Genomic DNA, 17,247 nt, shown 5'->3' with positions numbered 1-17,247 from the left:
TTCATGCCAATACCCTTACTTGGCGGCCTGGGAGACACCTTCCAGCCGCACTTCCACCCGGCGATCCGGTGCCAGACAGGCGATCAGCGCAGGCTTGGCACCGCTGCTGCAGTTGTTGCCAGTCACGGGGGAGGACTTGCCACGCCCCTCGACCCGTACCTTGTCGGCAAACAGCCCCTTGGCGATCAGGTAGTCGGCCACGCTGCGGGCACGCTGTTCCGACAGGGACTGGTTGTAGGCATCGGAGCCTATACGGTCGGTATGTCCGATCACGGTCGCCACACCATCCTTGGGATTGGCCGCCACTATCTGGCTGAACAGAGTATCGAGCGCCTGACTGGCGGCCGGCTTCAGGGTGGCCTTGTTGAACTCGAACAGCACATCCGAGCTCAGGCTGAACTGCTGGGTGACGACCACTGCGGCGGGAACGGGCGCTGCGGCCGGCGCAGGTGCCGGGGCCACCACATCGCCCCCCTGCTGACCGAAGCGGTAGAGCATGCCGACGGAGAGCAGGCCGTTATCCATCTCTATGCCGGAGCGATCGAGGGAGGCGTCCCCCAGCGGCGTTGTGTACTGATATTCGATACGGGCGGCCCAGTCACGATCAATGGCGTATTCGGCCCCCAGCGCCCCGACAAACGCGGCCCCATGCTTGTTGCCTGTCTCCTTGATGAAATCGGTCGAGGTCTGGGCCGACAGCTCGCTGTTGGTCCAGGCGTAGCCGCCGCCGATCCGGCCATAGAGATCCAGAGCCTCGTTGACCGGGAAACCTATCTTCATGGTGGCCTGGATCATCTGGCTCTTGGCTTCCCCCTCCACCCTGACCCCGCTCAGATCACCGGACGAGGTGTACTTGCCGAACCAGTCATAGCCGAACTCGAAACCCAGGTTGGGGTTGAGCTGATAACCGGCGAACGCACCCAGCCCGAGTGCATCCTTGCTGGTGCTGGTGTTTTGCAGCGCGCCCAGGGTATCCGAGACCACCTGCTTCTGGTCGACATCGAAGTAGTTGGACCAACCGGCCTTGCCGCCGGCATACCAGGTGTTGTCCTGGGCGGCAGCCTGCACGGCCCCCGTCGTAAGCAGGCCGCTGACCAGCACGGCAAGTATCGATTTGTTCATGGTGAAAGCCTCTGCAATGAGTCGTTATGGGCGCGCTATGCGCTTATCTTCCCTGATGGGGCGAACCCGGCCCCGTTCATCAGGTTATCCCATCTCTCGCCGGCCTCAAATGACTTGGGACTCAAGAGTGTGAAGCTGACGACATTCCCGACTGGAAAAACGGCGCAGATGCAGGATCGCAATAAAGGTCCGGGCAGCAACCGGGCCCAGCCGGTTGCCCCTGCTTGTCAGCCGCCACGACCGCAAAAAAAGAGGGAGGCTTGCGGCCTCCCTGCTTGTGTACTGCGGGTCATCAGCTGGCCAGAAACAGCCGGTAGGCGGGGTCATCGCTGACCTCTTTCCAGCCGTAGCCAATCTCGCGCAGGTAGTCGTGGAAGGCGGCCACGTCCTCGTCCGGCAGCTCGAAGGCGCAGAGCACGCGGCCATAGTCGGCGCCGTGGTTGCGGTAGTGGAACAGGCTGATGTTCCAGCGACAGCCGAGGGTCTCCAAAAAGCGCATCAGGGCACCCGGCTGCTCCGGAAACTTGAAGCTGTAGAGACGTTCACCCAGGGGCCGGGCCGGGCGGCCGCCAATCATGTAGCGCACGTGGTTCTTGGCCAGCTCGCTCTCTGTCATGTTGACCACCGGATAGCCATTTCCCTCCAGCTGGTGCTGGATCTGGGTCAGCTCCTCGTCGCCGCCGGTGAGGCGTACCGAGACGAACAGCGACGCCTGGGCCGCATCGGCGTAGCGGTAGTTGAACTCGGTCACCATGCGCGGGCCGAGCTGGCGACAGAAGTCGAGGAAGGCCCCCTTGCGCTCGGGTATGGTCACCGCCAGCATGCCCTCGCGCTTTTCGCCTATCTCGCAGCGCTCCGACACGTAGCGCAGGCTGTGGAAGTTGACGTTGGCGCCGGACAAGATGGCTGCCATCCGGCCGCCCTTGACCTGCTCACGCTCGCTGTAGGCCTTGAGCCCCGCCAGCGACAAAGCCCCCGACGGCTCGGCGATGGCGCGGCAGTCGTCGAAGATGTCTTTGAGCGCGGCGCAGATCTGGTCGTTGGAGACGGTCACCACCTCGTCCAGATACTGGTTGCACAGACGAAACGTCTCTGTGCCGATGCGCTTGACCGCCACTCCGTCGGCAAACAGCGAGACCCGATCCAGATTGACCGGCTCGCCGGCCTCCATGGCGGCCTTGAGGCAGGCGGAGCCTTCCGCCTCCACCCCGATCACCTTCACATCCGGCAGCAACTGCTTGATGTAGACGGCCACACCGGCGGCCAGGCCGCCGCCCCCCACAGGCACGAAGACGTGGGTGAGGTGGGTATCCTGCTCCAGCAACTCCTTGCCGATAGTGCCCTGGCCCGCGATCACCTCGACGTCGTCAAACGGCGGTATCAGGGTGTAGCCCTCCAGTTCGGAGAGGCGGCGGCTTTCGGCATAGGCCTCGTCGAAGCTGTTGCCAAACAGCATGACGTTGCCGCCCAGCCGGCGCACCGCATCTATCTTGATGTCCGGCGTGGTCTTGGGCATCACTATGATGGCCTTGATGCCGAGCTTGGCCGCCGACAGGGCGACCCCCTGGGCATGGTTGCCGGCAGAGGCCGCCACCACACCGTTCGCCTTCTGCTCGGCGCTCAAGGTCGCGATCTTGTGATAGGCACCGCGCAGCTTGAAGGAGTGCACCGGCTGCAAGTCTTCCCGCTTGAGGGAGACCTGGTTGCCGAGCCGTTCGGACAATTTTTTAAGGGTCTGCAAGGGGGTCACCCGCGCCGCCTCATAGACGGGGGAGAGCAACACCTTGCGTAGATAATCTGCCGCAGAGACCATGGTTACTCCTCCGCCTTGCCGGAATGAACGCGCACCATGCTCGGCACGGCACAGACGGAATACGGGTAATTTGCCTTAAGTGTCATCATCACTCCTCCAGCTTGCTGCGATCTCGTACCGCGCCCTTGTCGGCACTGGTAGCGAGCATGGCGTAGGCGCGCAGGGCAAAGGAGACCTGACGCTGACGGTCCAGCGGCTTCCAGCCACGGGCCGAGGCGGCAACGCGGCGGGCGGCCAGCACACTGTCGGCCACTTCCAGCACCATGCTGCGAGCCGGAATATTGATGTTGATGATGTCGCCATCCTCCACCAACCCTATGGTGCCGCCGGAGGCCGCCTCGGGCGAGACGTGGCCGATGGAGAGACCCGAGGTACCGCCAGAGAAGCGGCCATCGGTGATCAGGGCGCACTGCTTGCCCAATCCCATGGACTTGAGATAGGTGGTGGGATAGAGCATCTCCTGCATGCCGGGACCGCCCTTGGGCCCTTCGTAGCGGATCACCACCACTTCACCGGCTTTGACCGTACCGTCCAGGATGCCAGCGACGGCGGTGTCCTGGCTCTCGAATACCCGGGCCGGGCCACGGAAGCAGAGGTTCTCGTCATCCACGCCGGCCGTTTTGACGATGGCGCCATCAAGGGCCAGATTGCCGGAGAGCACGGCCAGGCCGCCCTCCAGGCTGTAGGCATTGTCCAGCGAGCGGATGCAGCCCTCGGCTCTGTCCACATCCAGCTCGGGCCAGCGGCAATCCTGGCTGAACGCCTTGGTGGTGCGGATCCCGGCCGGACCGGCGCGGTAGAAGTCCACCACCTCCTGGCTCGGCTGGCGGCTGACGTCGTATTCGTTGAGCAGTTCGGCCAGGGAGCCGCCCAGTACGGTGCGGGTATCGCCGTGCACCAGACCCGCCTTCTCCAGCTGGCCCAGGATGGCGACCACGCCACCGGCGCGGTGCACGTCTTCCATGTGGTACTTCTGGGTAGAGGGCGCCACCTTGCACAGCTGGGGCACCTTGCGCGACATGCGGTCGATGTCGGCCATGGTGAAGTCCACCCCGGCCTCCTGCGCCGCCGCCAGCAGGTGCAGCACTGTATTGGTGGAGCCACCCATGGCGATGTCCAGCGCCATGGCGTTCTCGAACGCCGCCTTGGTGGCGATGTTGCGCGGCAGGGCTGTCTCGTCATCCTGCTCATACCAGCGCTTGGCCAGGGTGACGATGCGCTGGCCCGCCAGCTTGAACAGCTGCTCGCGATCGGCGTGGGTCGCCAGCATGGAGCCGTTGCCCGGCTGGGAGAGGCCGAGCGCCTCGGTCAGGCAGTTCATGGAGTTGGCGGTGAACATGCCGGAGCAGGAGCCACAGGTGGGGCAGGCACTGCGCTCTATCTGATCGCTCTGGGCATCGGAGACCTTGGGATCGGCCCCCTGGATCATGGCATCCACCAGATCCAGCTTGATGATCTGATCGGAGAGCTTGGTCTTGCCCGCCTCCATGGGGCCGCCGGAGACGAAGATCACGGGTATGTTGATGCGCAGGGCGGCCATCAGCATCCCCGGGGTGATCTTGTCGCAGTTGGAGATGCAGACCATGGCATCGGCGCAGTGGGCGTTGACCATGTACTCCACCGAGTCGGCGATCAGCTCCCGGGACGGCAGCGAATAGAGCATGCCGCCGTGGCCCATGGCGATGCCGTCATCCACGGCGATTGTGTTGAACTCCTTGGCGACGCCACCCGCGGCTTCGATCTCGCGGGCCACCAGCTGGCCCAAATCCTTGAGGTGAACGTGGCCAGGTACGAACTGGGTGAAGGAGTTGACCACGGCTATGATGGGCTTGCCAAAATCCTGATCTGTCATGCCGGTGGCACGCCAGAGGGCGCGGGCCCCGGCCATGTTACGTCCGTGGGTGGTGGTGGCGGATCTCAACTTCGGCATTGTCTCTACTCCCTGAATGCCCATGGGGCGCATGATTTCTTGAATGTGTGACTCGCGGATCGGGAATCGATCCTGGTCAGGGCACTAGGCTGATGCCCTGACCGGAAGCGACTCGGGGAGGCGTCACGCCTCCCCTCTCTCATCAGTCGTTGACCGGCGTCAACCAGCCCCACTTGTCCTCGGTCTGGCCATTGAACAGGCCGAAGAAGGCGTTCTGCAACTGCTCGGTCACGGGGCCACGACAGCCGGCGCCTACCTTCATACGGTCCACCGAACGCACAGGTGTCACCTCGGCGGCTGTGCCTGTCATGAAGATCTCGTCTGCGACGTACAGCGCCTCACGGGGCAGCGCCTGCTCGCGCACCTCGTAGCCCAGATCGCGGGCCAGCGTCATTATGGTGTCGCGGGTGATGCCGGGCAGGATGGCGGCGGTGGCGGGCGGGGTGAAGAGCACGCCGTTCTTCACCAGGAACAGGTTCTCCCCCGCCCCCTCGCTCAGGTAACCGTTCACATCCAGTGCCAGCCCTTCGGCGTAGCCGTTGCGCTTGGCTTCCCGGCTGATCAGCTGGGAGGACAAATAGTTGCCGCCGGCCTTGGCGCCGGTGGGGATGGTGTTCGGCGCGAGCCGGTTCCAGGAGGTGACGCACACATCCACCCCGTTTTTCAGCCCATCTTCCCCCAGATAGGCGCCCCACGGCAGGGCCGCCACCATGAGATCGGCCTTGGCATCCAGCGGTGGATGCAGCCCCAGCCCCACGTTGCCGACAAAGGCCAGCGGGCGCAGATAGCCGCTCTTCAGGCCGTTCTCGCGCACCACTGTGCGGCAGGCTTCATTCACCTCGGCCTCGCTGTAGGGGACGTCCATCCAGTAGATCTTGGCGGAGTCGAACAGCCGGCGGGTGTGCTCCTGCAGCCGGAAGATGCAGGTGCCCTTGGGGGTATCGTAGGCGCGCACGCCCTCGAACACGGAGGAGCCGTAGTGCAGGGCATGGCTCATGACGTGCACCTGGGCATCCTGCCAGAGCACCATGCTGCCGTTGAACCAGATGTACTTGGGCTGAGTGGGGGATTGGGAAGGCTGTGACATTGCAGTTGCTCCTTAAGCTCTGATCCGGGGTTGCTGTTCCAGTGCATCGACCCGGGAGACGTCCACCAGCTTCACCAGCTGGCTCCATAACTGCTGGATGGGACGCTCCGACTCGACAGTAACCGTGATCCGCAGCTGTTGGCAATCCTGCTCCGCTCTCGTTTCCATAGTGAGAGCGCAGAGAGCGAAGCCGCGGTGGCGCACCACCCTCAGTACCCGCTCCATCACTTCGGGTCTGGGCTGGGCGTGAATATGCAGGGTGTGTTGTGCAGCTGCTGGCTGCGCAAAGGTGTGCGGGTTCATGGGCGTTGCTCCATCATCTTGTGGTTGGCGACTCCCGGCGGAACCAGGGGCCAGACGTTTTCTTCCTCTGAAATGGCGACATGCAGCAGATAGGCGCTCTCGCTTGCCAGCAGGCGCTCGAGGGCACCGGCTATCTGCTCCTTGCATGTGATGGTCTCGCCCGGAATGCCGAACGCGGCGGCCAGGGCGACAAAATCCGGGTTGTCGGAGAGTATGGTTTCGCTGTAACGGCCGTCGAAGAACAGCTCCTGCCACTGGCGCACCATGCCGAGACGCTGGTTGTCGATCAGCACCATCTTCACCTTGAGCTGGGCCCGACGTATGGTGCCGAGCTCCTGCACGTTCATCATGAAGGAGCCGTCACCGCTCACCAGCACCACCTCGTCATCGGGGCGCGACATCTTGGCGCCGATGGCGGCGGGCAGGCCGAACCCCATGGTGCCGAGGCCGGCGCTGGAGAGGTGGTTGCGCGGGCTGGTAAAGCGCATGTGCTGGGCCACCCACATCTGGTGCTGGCCGACGTCGCAGGCCACCACGCTGGTGTCCGGCAGGCGGGCTGAAAGCTGCTTGAGCAGGGCCGGGGCATAGATGGGCTGGCCGGGATGGTCGTAGCGAAACGCGTACTCGCGGGCCATGTTCGCGCAATGCTCACGCCAGGGATCTATGGCCAGCGCCATGGCCAGGGCGGGCAACACCCGCTTGAGATCCGTGGTGATGCCCACCTCGGCGGCGCGGCGCTTGCCGAACTCGGCAGCGTCCACGTCCAGATGGATCACCTTGGCCTCGGGGGCAAACTCCTCCAGCTTGCCGGTCACCCTGTCATCGAAACGGGCACCCACCACCAGCAGCAGATCGCTCTGCTGCACCGCATAGTTGGCGGCCTTGGTGCCGTGCATGCCGAGCATGCCCAGATAGACGGGGCTGTCGGGGTCGAGCGCGCCTATTCCCTTGAGGGTGGTGACGGCCGGCATACCGGTGGCGGCGGCAAACTCGCGCAGTTGCTGCTCGGCATTGGCCATGCCCACACCGCCACCGACGTAGAGCACGGGGCGCTCGGCACCGGCCAGCAGGGTGCGGGCAGCCGTCAACTCTGATGGATTGAGCGCCTCCAGCTCTTCCACCGCAAACAGCGGGCTCTGGGTAGGCACGGTGGCCAGCTGCACATCCTTGGGAAAGTCGATGAGTACCGGACCCGGGCGCCCTTCGGTGGCGATGGCGAAGGCTTCCGCCAGTACCCGTCCCAGATCGGCGGCATCCGTCACCATGAAGGAGTGCTTGGTGCAGGAGAGGGACATGCCGAGCACGTCGACCTCCTGAAACGCATCCGTACCTATGGCGGAACAGGGCACCTGACCACTGATGGCCACCAGGGGCACGGAATCGAGCAGCGCCTCCGCCAGCCCGGTCACCAGATTGGTGGCCCCCGGACCCGAGGTGGCGATGCAGACCCCCACCTGACCGGAGGCACGGGCGTAGCCCACCGCCGCCATGGCGGCCCCCTGTTCGTGGCGGCAGAGCTGATGGGCAAGACCCCCGTCATACAGGGCGTCGTAGACCGGCATGATGGCTCCGCCCGGGTAACCAAACACCTGGGTCACACCCTGTTTCTTGAGAGCCTGTACCAAAAACTGCGCGCCGTTCATGTGGAAAATCCTGTCCTGTAGTCGAAAAAAAACCCCCGAGCTGTGAGGCTCGGGGGTCGCTTGTTTCGTTCTGTCCGGTGGTGGGTCTATCCCTTGTTCCGTGCAGCTAAACGAGCCCCGAGCGGTGAGATAATAATCACCACTAGGACCACAATAATGCTGACGAAACGGGAGGCCATGTTCATAGTTACAACCGGAAATCCTGTGAAATTGGGGCGGTTTGCACCGCGAATGGCTATTAGAACTAGCACGGTGATTTTTATTGGGCAAGCGTTTTTTACCTGACAAGACTCTGATTTTGACTGAGCCGCATCGGAATAGCTGGCATAAAAAACTAATAAAAAACGGTTAACTAGCACATACATCAAACCAAGGACGGGATTTATGTCATTAGCTGTGGTTTATAGCCGTGCCAGCCTGGGGATAGCGGCACCGCAAGTCACGGTGGAAGTTCATCTCTCCAATGGCCTGCCCGCTTTCAATATGGTGGGCCTGCCGGAAACCTCGGTGAAGGAGTCTCGAGATCGGGTGCGCAGCGCCCTGCTCAACGGCAACTTCGAGTTCCCGTCCAAACACATCACGGTCAATCTGGCCCCCGCCGACCTGCCCAAGGAGGGAGGCCGCTTCGATCTGGCCATCGCCATCGGCATTCTCGCCGCTTCCAAGCAGATACCCGCAAAATACCTGCTCGATCATGAATTTTTGGGGGAATTGGCCCTGACCGGCGAGATCCGGCCCGTGCTCGGAGTGCTGCCTGCCGTGCTCGCCTGCCGCGACGCGGGGCGCACCCTGCTGGTGCCGCGGGAGAACGGCCCGGAGGCCTCCCTCATCCAGGATGCCGAGGTGCGCACCGCCCATCAGCTGCTGGCCGTCACCGCCTGGCTAGCGGGTCAGTACGAGCTGCCGCTGCCGGATCCCCAGACCACGGATGCCCTGCCCGATGTGCCGGATCTGCAGGATGTGATCGGCCAGTCCCAGGCCAAGCGGGCGTTGGAGATCGCCGCCGCAGGCAGCCATAACCTGCTGTTCATAGGCCCGCCCGGCACCGGCAAGAGCATGCTGGCGAGCCGTTTGCCCGGCATTCTGCCACCGCTGAGCGAGCAGGAGGCGCAGCAGACCGCCGCCATCCACTCCATCGGTGGCCTCACCCCGCGCGCCGGTCACTGGCATCACAGGCCATACCGCACGCCCCATCACAGCGCCTCGGCGGTAGCACTGGTGGGCGGTGGCAGCCACCCGCGGCCCGGCGAGATCTCGCTGGCCCACAACGGCGTGCTGTTTCTCGACGAGCTGCCGGAGTTCGAGCGCAAGGTGCTCGACTCCCTGCGCGAACCGCTGGAGACCGGCCACATCACCATCAGCCGGGCCGCCCGTCAGGTGGATTTCCCCGCCCGCTTCCAGCTGGTGGGGGCCATGAACCCCAGCCCCTGCGGTCACTATGGCGACGGCCAGACCCGCTCCAGCCCGGATCAGATACTGCGCTACCTCGGCAAGCTCTCGGGCCCCTTTCTCGATCGCTTCGATCTGACGGTAGAGGTGCCGCTGCTGCCCAAGGGCAGCCTCACCGGCAAGGCGGAACGGGGGGAGTCGAGCCAGCAGATCCGCGATCGGGTGCTGGCGGCGCGGGAGCGGATGCTGAGCCGCAATGGCAAGCTCAACAATCTGCTGGATAGTCGCGAGATAGAGGACATTTGCCGATTATCACCGCAAGATGCCGAGTTTTTGGAGAATGCCATCCAGAGGCTTGGGCTCAGCATCCGGGCCTGGCACCGCATACTGCGGGTATCGCGCACCATAGCGGATCTGGCGGGACGGCCCGCCATCGAGAAGGAGCACCTGATCGAGGCCCTCGGTTATCGCGCCATGGACCGGCTGCTGTCACGGCTGCGCAGCGGCTGACTGGCGCCATGCAGAAAACATGAGTCCCGGGCTGCCGATGGCTCTGTGCATGGTCTAGCGGGCCATCGGCTGATATTATGGCCACAGATCTGACCACTTGGTTGCCACCCACAGACAAGAAGACGGACCCGACTCATGCACAACAAGCTGATAGAGCGGCTGCGCGGCAGCCTCTCGACCCTGCTCTATTTCCTCAACACCCTGTTCTGGTTTGTCCCCATACTGCTGCTTGGTCTGATCAAGCTGCTGCTGCCGCTCAAGGGCTGGCGCACCCTCTGCAATGCCCTGCTGGACGGCTGTGCCAGTTGCTGGATAGGTTTCAACAATCTGATCCAGAAAACCATCATCAGGACGCCTTTCGAGGTGGTCGGAGTGGACAAAGGGAACCGGAATGAGTGGTATATGGTCATTGCCAACCATCAATCCTGGGTCGACATACTGGTGCTGCAGCGGATTTTTAATCAGAAAATCCCCTTCCTGAAGTTTTTCCTCAAGAAAGAACTGATTTGGGTACCTTTTCTCGGTCTGGCATGGTGGGCGCTGGACTTCCCCTTCATGCGGCGCTATTCCCGTAAATTTCTGGAAAAAAGGCCACATCTGAAGGGAAAAGACATAGAAACAACGCGCCAGGCCTGTGCCAAGTTTCGCCACATTCCGGTGAGCGTGATGAACTTCGTGGAGGGCACCCGCTTCACCGCCCGCAAGCACGACAAACAGGCCGCGCCCTATCGCCACCTGCTGCACCCGAGGGCAGGCGGCATCGCCTTCACCCTGGCGGCCATGGGCGATCAACTGCACAAGCTGGTGGATGTGACCATCGCCTATCCGGGCGGTATCCCCAGCTACTGGGACTTCATGTGCGGTCGGGTCAAGGAGATCAAGGTTCGGGTCCGCTTTCTGCCGATCGAACGCAATCTGGTGGGGGATTACTTCAATGACCCCGAGTTCCAACAAGAGTTTCAACAGTGGCTGAACGGGATCTGGCGCGAGAAGGACCAGACCCTGAACCAGCTGCTGGCGGACAAGACGCAGTAAACGACGCCCATGCCAACCCTGCTCCCCGGCCCCCTGGTGCTGCTCATCAGCACCTGCCTGACCATTTTGTTCACCGCCCTGTGCGCCAGCCTGATCCTGCTGGTGTCGCTGGCCAAGCTGCTGCTGCCCATTCCGGCCTTTGGCCGCGCCTGCAGCCGCCTCAACAACCGTTTCATGCGCCTCTGGCTGGCCTGCAACGCCCTGGTGATCCGCCTCACTACCCGCATCGACTGGCAGATTGAGGATGACACCCGACTGCGCAAGGATGGCTGGTATCTCATCGTCAGCAACCACATGAGCTGGACCGACATAGTGGTGCTGGGCCACCTGTTTCGGGATCGGCTGCCGGTGCCCAAGTTCTTCATGAAGCACGAGCTGATCTACATACCGCTGCTGGGGCTCGCCTGCTGGGGGCTGGACATGCCCTTTATGCGCCGCTATTCACGGGAGTTTTTGCTGCGCAACCCGCATCTGCGCGGCAAGGATATAGAGACCACCCGCAACGCCTGCGAGAAGTTTCGCCACATCCCCACCACAGTCATCAACTTCGTGGAGGGAACCCGCTTCACCGAGCCCAAGCGGGATGCGGCCCGCTCCCGCTACCGCCACCTGATGCCACCCAAGGCTGCCGGGCTGGCCTTCACCCTGGCGGCCATGGGGGAGCAGTTCGACAGCCTGATCAACGTCACCATCAGCTATCCGGACAACGCAGAGACCCCGTTCAAGGACTTCCTGATGGGGCGGATGAAGCGCATTCGGGTGCGCATTGAGGAACTGCCGGTGGACGAGGCGCTGGTCGGTGACTACTTCAATGACAAGCAGTTCAAGCGGGGTTTTCAGGGCTGGCTGAACCAGCGCTGGCAGGAAAAGGACGAGGTACTGGACGGCTGGCAGCGGGATCAGGAACCGCTGCCAAATGCCGCCAAAGAGGGATCCAAAGAGAGTGCAGAGGCCAGCTCGGCCAACTGATCCTCCGAGAAGACATTGATCCCGTGGCGACGCAGCAGGGCCGTGGTCTTGCCCTCGCCCGTCACTGACACGCCTTCGAAGCGGCCATTGTAGATGCGGCCGCTGCCGCAGGAAGGACTCCCCTCCTTGAGCAGGGCAAAGCGAATGCCCTGCGCCTGACAGAGTGCCAGCGCCAGCTCGGCGCCGCGATCAAACTCGGTCGTCACATCCAGCCCGCTCGCGGTCAGCACCCGCTCGCCCTGTCGTTCGGCAGGGGGACGCGGGGTCGGCAGGCCGCCCGCCACCTCGGGGCAGAAGGCCAGCGTCCGCCCTTCAACCCCCAGCGCCGTCAGCCAGTCGCTGACGATCCCCTTGCTCTGGCCGTCGTAACGTACCGGCTGACCCAGCAGGCAGGCACTCACCAGCACCCGGGGCGGCGTTTTGCTCATGCTTCCGCTCCATGCATCACCTGATCGAACATGACGCAGCAGGGGCTCTCCATCCGGTAGAGGATGGCGGGGCGCTGCTTGCCGGTCCGCTTGCGGCCCGTATCCACCAGAATATCGGCGCGATGGATCCGCTTGCGAAACGCTGCCGTGTTCATGGGGGTTTGCAGGATGATCTCGAAGGCGCGCTGCACCTCCGAGAGAGTGAACTCGGGCCCCAGCAATTGCAGCGGCAAGGTGCTGTAGCGGCTCTTGATCCGCAGCCGCTCCAGCCCTCTGGCGATCAGCTGGGTGTGATCGAAGGCGAGGCTGAGGCCGGGCAGGGCCGAGAGCGGATGCCAGCAGCCGTGAATGGCCTCGACATCCGGTTCGACCAGACAGAGATAGACCAGCGTCGTGGACCAGCCACGGGGATCCCGCTCCAGATTGCCGAGGGTGCAGACCTGCTCGCTGTAGCAGTGGCCCAGCCCCCACTCCCCCAGCAGACGGTGGCGAGCCGCGTCCAAGTCCCGATCCCGAGTCTCGTCGATGCGCAGCGCCGGCAGTTGCCAGCAGTGGGCAAAGGGGGGGCGATCGCGGGTTTCAAGCAGCAGCTCGAGCCGCTCCTCGTTCAACCGCAGCACCACCATATCCAGACTCATTCTCAACATGCCGATCGCCCTGCTCGCCTTCGATTAATGTTTGGTAGATAATATCACACGAATAGTATGTGCAGGAGCCACTCAATGGGAACCGTCGCCAGCCTGGATATTGATGCGCAGAAGGGATTTACCCCCCTCTGCCCGAACGAACTGCCCGTCGTGGGCGGGGATGATATTGTGGCTGAGCTCAACGCTCAGGCCACCCTCGCCAGCCTGCGTATCGGCAGCAAGGACTCTCACCCTGCCAACGCCGCCTGGGCCGTCAGCGATCCCGCCGGCATGCTGTTGCCGCTGGACTTGCCCAATGCCGATCTCACCTGGCCTGTGCACTGCGTGCCGGGCACCCAGGGCTTCGAGCTGCTCGACGGCCTGCCCGCCCCCATAGATTACGACTTCTTCGTCTGGAAGGGGGTCGAGCCGGATCTGCATCCCTACGGCACCTGTTTCCACGATCTGGCCGAACGGCGCAGCACCGGACTCATCGAGTTTCTGCATGCCCGTGGCGTCACTACCGTGCTGGTCGGCGGTCTCGCCATCGACTACTGCGTCAAGACCAGCGTGCTGCAACTGCGCCACGCCGGTTTCCGGGTGATCGTCCATCTCGATGCCTGCCGTGGCATAGCTCCCGAGACGGTTGCCTGCGCCTGCACCCAGATGATCGAGGCGGGTGCCGAACTGGCCCAGACCCTGATCGATGTACAACGCCTGCTGGACGCCTGATATGCCGCCTATCCTCACCCGCCAAGCCGATACCGGCGCCTGCACCTTACCTATGCGGCAGGGGAACGTCATCGCGCTCCCCTGCCTGCGGGGAGCCTGATATGCCACCGATCCTCACCAGCCTGCTCGACACCGACGCCTACAAGCTGCATATGCAGCAGGCGGTGTTCCATCGCTATCCGGATGCCGAGGTGGTGGCCGAGTTCCACAGCCGCAACGAAGAGGATCTGCTGCCCATGATGGGCCAGATCGAGGAGCAGCTGCGCCTCGCCGGCTCCCTGCGGCTGACCAGACCCGAGCTCAATTTTCTGGCCGAGCGCCCCTTCTTCACCGCCGACTATCTGGATCACCTGCGCCGCAAGCCGCTCGATGCCTCCCTGCTGAAGGTGTTCGAGCAGGATGGCCGCATCAATGTGCGGGTCGAAGGGCCCTGGCAGGATGTGATCCTGTGGGAAATCCCTGTGCTCGCCATCATCAGCGAGATGCGCAACCGCTTCCGCTACCCCCAGTTTGGCGTCAGCCAGGCGCTGGATCGGCTCGATCAGAAGATCGACAGGCTGGAGCATGAGCTGAGCAGCGAGGAGATGAGCGAGTTCAACCTCATCGATTTTGGCACCCGCCGCCGCTTCTCCCACGCGGTGCAGGATGCGGTGGTGGGCCGTCTCAAGGAGCGCCTGCCGGCGTTTCGCGGCACCAGCAACTACCTGCTGGCCCAGAAGTACCAGTTGTCGGCTGTGGGCACCCAGGCCCACGAGTGGTTCCAGGCCCACCAGCAGCTCGGCTTCCCGCTGGAACACAGCCAACGCGCCGCCCTCACCAGCTGGCTGGACGAGTTCACCAACCACCTCGGCATAGCCCTGACCGACTGCATCACCATGGACGCCTTCCTGCGCGACTTCGATTTCGAGCTGGCCAGCCGCTATCAGGGGCTGCGCCACGACTCAGGCGATCCCGTGGTGTGGGGCGAGAAGGCCATCAGCCACTACCAGCAGCTCGGCATCAACCCCACCGACAAGACGCTGGTCTTCTCCGATGGGCTCAACCTCGACAAGGCGGTGCAGCTGTTCCGCCACTTCCGTGGCCGCATCAACACCAGCTTCGGCATAGGCACCAAGCTCACCTGCGATCTGCCCGGCGTCAGCCCGATGAACATCGTCTTCAAGCTGATGGAGTGCAACGGCGGCCCGGTCGCCAAGATCTCCGACAGCCCGGGCAAGACCCTGTGCCGGGATGCGGACTTCATCCGCAACCTCAAGCAGGCCTTCCACGTCGGAGTCTGACTCCGGCCAATCTGATGCCAAACAAAAAGCCCGCCGGTTTGCACCGGCGGGCTTTTTTCATGAGGTCAGGAAATCATCAGTCTTTCTTGGCCAGCAGGAACTTCACCAGCTGGTTGAACTGCTCCTGGGAAGTAATGGATTCGATCTTCACCATGTACTTGCCGTTGACCAGGAAGGCCGGCACACCGCGGATGTTGTAGCTCTCGGTGTTGCGGTCAAACTGGGAGACCATGCCGGAGACCGCGAAGCTGTCGACGGCACCGTCGAACTCTTCGGCCGGCACACCGTTGTCCACGAAGATCTGCTTCACGTCGGTACGGCTCTGCGGGTACTGACGCTGGGTGTGGATCTTGTCGAAGATGGCCGGGGTCAGCTTGCCTTCAACATTCAGCAGGCTGGCAACGGCGTAGGCACGCTGCATCTCCGGACCCATCTCGCGGCCCAGGAAGGCCACCGGGTTTTTCTTCATCGGCACGCCTTCCGGCAGATTCTTCTTCAGATCCGCGGCAATCGGCTCGAACTTGGCGCAATGGGGGCAGTAGTAGGAGAAGAACTCCAGCACTTCAGGTTGGGCGCTACCCGTCTGTTTGACCACGTCGTAGTTAACGCCTTCCTTGAATTCGGGGGCGGCGTGAACCATGGGGATCATCAGCATGGCAGCGAGGAAAAATAGTACTTTTTTCATGACGTTTCCTGTTAAGGGATCACTGTGAGGCACGCCCGGCGAACCGAAGCAGTGCCAAGCCTATTGTGTCGCCATGCCGGCGTCAATGGCAAAGGACCACACCGGCAGGCTCAACGGCAGGGAGCGCCATCGGCTGACAATCGCTGGGTATATGCCGACGGCCAACCGTACCTCCCTTTGCTCACCACCCCGGCGTCAGCGTCAGAGGCGGTGCCTTGAGCGCTTCCAGCGGGTCGTGCGGCAGATATGGTGATCTGCCGCGTCACCACCCCGGCGTCAGCGTCAGAGGCAGCGCCTTGAGTACCTCCAGCGGGTCGTGCAGCAGATATGGTGATCTGCCGCGTCACCACCCCGGCGCCAGCGTCAGAGGCGGCGCCTTGAGCGCCTCCAGCTGGTCGTGCGGCAGATATGGTGATCTGCTGCATCACCACCCCGGCGTCAGCGTCAGAGGCGGTGCCTTGAGCGCTTCCTGCTGGTCGTGCGGCAGATATGGGGATCTGCTGCGTCACCACCCCGGCGTCAACGTCAGAGGCGGTGCCTTGAGCGCTTCCAGCTGGTCGTGCGGCAGACATGGTGATCTGCTGCGTCACCACCCCGGCGTCAACGTCAGAGGCGGTGCCTTGAGCGCCTCCAGCTGGTCGTGCAGTATGGCGATCTGCTGGCGCCAGTAGTGATCGGTATTGAACCAGGGGAAGTGGCGTGGAAAGGCCGGATCTTCCCAGCGCCGGGCCAGCCAGGCCATGTAGTGGACTATGCGCATGGCCCGCAGCGGCTCGATCAGCGCCAGCTCACGCGGGTCGAACTCCATGAACTCCTCATAGCCCGCCAGCAGGGTATCGAGCTGGATCAGCTGCTCGTGACGCTCGCCGTTGAACAGCATCCAGATATCCTGGATGGCGGGGCCGGTACGGCAGTCATCGAGATCGACGAACATGGGACCGTCGCGCCAGAGGATGTTGCCCGGGTGGCAGTCGCCGTGCAGGGAGATCTGTGCCACATCCAGGGTCATGGCGTCACAGACGTGCTTGATCAGCTCGTCGAGCACGCCGAAGAAGGATTTGGCCAGCCCGCTCGGCAGCCATTCACCGGACGCCAGCAGCTGACGCGGCTCGTGCAGCATGCTCTCCACATCCAGCCGGACCCTGTGATGGAAGGGGCGGCTGGCGCCTATCTGGTGGATGCGGCCGAGATAGCGCCCCACCCACTCCAGCTGATCCAGGTTGTCCACCTCGAACTGGCGGCCCCCCACGCTCTGCCAGATGGCGAAGGGGTAGCCCTGATGCTCCAGCAGGGTCTCGCCGGCGAAGACGATGGGGGCGGCGACCGGGATCTCCGCCTCATTGAGGCGGGCGGCAAAGTCGTGCTCTTCCAGGATCTGGGCCCGGCTCCAGCGACCGGGACGATAAAACTTCACCACGTAGCGGCGACGATCCTCGTCCTGAAACTGGTAGACCCGGTTCTCGTAGCTGTTGAGCTCGATGAGGCCGGAGTCGATACGCAGGCCGCTGAGATCCAGCGCGTCCATGATGAGATCGGGATTGAGGTCGGAATAGTTGAAACGCATGTCATCCACCATAAGAAAGGGGCGCCGTTGCGCCCCAGTCTATCACCACTCGGTTCAATGGCGTTCAACCCAACCGGTTGCGCCACGCTTTCCTGCCATCACTGCGGTCACTGGGGGCCTGAACTGGCCGG

General features: G+C 63.2%; 15 protein-coding genes. 5 read left to right on the top strand and 10 right to left on the bottom strand.

Features of this window, described 5'->3' with window-relative positions:
- Nucleotides 1–15 precede the first annotated feature (15 nt).
- From ompA to ilvG, 6 genes are all read right to left on the bottom strand, one after another.
- Nucleotides 16–1,122 (bottom strand): porin OmpA, encoded by a 1,107-nt coding sequence (gene ompA / locus CK910_RS05565; protein WP_098981456.1) that lies wholly within the window; start codon nucleotides 1,120–1,122, stop codon nucleotides 16–18.
- Between the two features lie 292 nt (nucleotides 1,123–1,414).
- Nucleotides 1,415–2,935 (bottom strand): threonine ammonia-lyase, biosynthetic, encoded by a 1,521-nt coding sequence (gene ilvA, locus CK910_RS05560; RefSeq protein WP_098981454.1) that lies wholly within the window; start codon nucleotides 2,933–2,935, stop codon nucleotides 1,415–1,417.
- 88 nt (nucleotides 2,936–3,023) lie between these two features.
- Entirely contained in the window at nucleotides 3,024–4,865 is a 1,842-nt protein-coding gene (gene ilvD / locus CK910_RS05555; protein ID WP_042654432.1) for a dihydroxy-acid dehydratase, read from the bottom strand.
- A gap of 142 nt (nucleotides 4,866–5,007) precedes the next feature.
- Nucleotides 5,008–5,952, bottom strand: coding sequence for a branched-chain amino acid transaminase (locus CK910_RS05550; protein ID WP_098981452.1), 945 nt, complete (start codon nucleotides 5,950–5,952; stop codon nucleotides 5,008–5,010).
- Between the two features lie 12 nt (nucleotides 5,953–5,964).
- Nucleotides 5,965–6,255: an acetolactate synthase 2 small subunit gene (gene ilvM, locus CK910_RS05545; RefSeq protein ID WP_043142928.1), complete on the bottom strand. Its 291-nt coding sequence runs from the start codon at nucleotides 6,253–6,255 to the stop codon at nucleotides 5,965–5,967.
- A complete protein-coding gene (ilvG, locus tag CK910_RS05540; protein WP_098981450.1) occupies nucleotides 6,252–7,898 on the bottom strand; it encodes an acetolactate synthase 2 catalytic subunit in 1,647 nt (548 codons plus the stop codon). Before ilvG ends, ilvM begins: the two co-directional genes overlap by 4 nt.
- A 384-nt stretch (nucleotides 7,899–8,282) precedes the next feature.
- Between ilvG and CK910_RS05535 the strand changes: the two genes are divergently transcribed.
- The 3 genes from CK910_RS05535 to CK910_RS05525 all read left to right on the top strand — a co-directional run bounded on the left by CK910_RS05535 (nucleotide 8,283) and on the right by CK910_RS05525 (nucleotide 11,801).
- On the top strand, nucleotides 8,283–9,797 hold the full coding sequence (locus CK910_RS05535) for a YifB family Mg chelatase-like AAA ATPase (RefSeq protein WP_098981448.1): 1,515 nt from the start codon (nucleotides 8,283–8,285) through the stop codon (nucleotides 9,795–9,797).
- A gap of 135 nt (nucleotides 9,798–9,932) precedes the next feature.
- On the top strand, nucleotides 9,933–10,832 hold the full coding sequence (locus tag CK910_RS05530; RefSeq protein ID WP_098981446.1) for an acyltransferase: 900 nt from the start codon (nucleotides 9,933–9,935) through the stop codon (nucleotides 10,830–10,832).
- 9 nt (nucleotides 10,833–10,841) lie between these two features.
- Nucleotides 10,842–11,801 carry an acyltransferase gene (locus CK910_RS05525; protein ID WP_098981444.1) on the top strand — a complete coding sequence of 320 codons (960 nt, stop codon included), beginning with the start codon at nucleotides 10,842–10,844 and terminating at the stop codon, nucleotides 11,799–11,801.
- Here CK910_RS05525 and CK910_RS05520 read toward each other — a convergent pair.
- Both CK910_RS05520 and CK910_RS05515 read right to left on the bottom strand, forming a co-directional pair.
- Nucleotides 11,732–12,229 carry a DUF523 domain-containing protein gene (locus CK910_RS05520; RefSeq protein ID WP_098981442.1) on the bottom strand — a complete coding sequence of 166 codons (498 nt, stop codon included), beginning with the start codon at nucleotides 12,227–12,229 and terminating at the stop codon, nucleotides 11,732–11,734. The two genes, CK910_RS05525 and CK910_RS05520, sit on opposite strands and share 70 nt — an antisense overlap.
- Nucleotides 12,226–12,876 carry an NUDIX hydrolase gene (locus CK910_RS05515; RefSeq protein WP_043142945.1) on the bottom strand — a complete coding sequence of 217 codons (651 nt, stop codon included), beginning with the start codon at nucleotides 12,874–12,876 and terminating at the stop codon, nucleotides 12,226–12,228. The genes CK910_RS05520 and CK910_RS05515 overlap by 4 nt, the downstream gene beginning before the upstream one ends.
- A gap of 75 nt (nucleotides 12,877–12,951) precedes the next feature.
- Between CK910_RS05515 and CK910_RS05510 the strand changes: the two genes are divergently transcribed.
- A complete protein-coding gene (locus CK910_RS05510; protein WP_098981440.1) occupies nucleotides 12,952–13,587 on the top strand; it encodes a nicotinamidase in 636 nt (211 codons plus the stop codon).
- 101 nt (nucleotides 13,588–13,688) lie between these two features.
- Nucleotides 13,689–14,867, top strand: coding sequence for a nicotinate phosphoribosyltransferase (gene pncB, locus CK910_RS05505; protein WP_098981438.1), 1,179 nt, complete (start codon nucleotides 13,689–13,691; stop codon nucleotides 14,865–14,867).
- 76 nt (nucleotides 14,868–14,943) lie between these two features.
- On the opposite strand, the gene CK910_RS05500 is transcribed toward pncB, so the two are convergent.
- Together CK910_RS05500 and CK910_RS05495 are read right to left on the bottom strand one after the other, a co-directional pair.
- On the bottom strand, nucleotides 14,944–15,552 hold the full coding sequence (locus tag CK910_RS05500; RefSeq protein WP_042870394.1) for a thiol:disulfide interchange protein DsbA/DsbL: 609 nt from the start codon (nucleotides 15,550–15,552) through the stop codon (nucleotides 14,944–14,946).
- 586 nt (nucleotides 15,553–16,138) lie between these two features.
- On the bottom strand, nucleotides 16,139–17,128 hold the full coding sequence (locus tag CK910_RS05495) for a serine/threonine protein kinase (RefSeq protein WP_043142557.1): 990 nt from the start codon (nucleotides 17,126–17,128) through the stop codon (nucleotides 16,139–16,141).
- Nucleotides 17,129–17,247 lie beyond the last annotated feature (119 nt).

It is taken from the genome of Aeromonas sp. CA23 (assembly GCF_002587065.1).
Lineage (GTDB): Bacteria > Pseudomonadota > Gammaproteobacteria > Enterobacterales > Aeromonadaceae > Aeromonas > Aeromonas bestiarum.
Note: the sequence above shows the minus strand (reverse complement) of the source record. Positions and strands in the feature narration are given on the sequence as shown.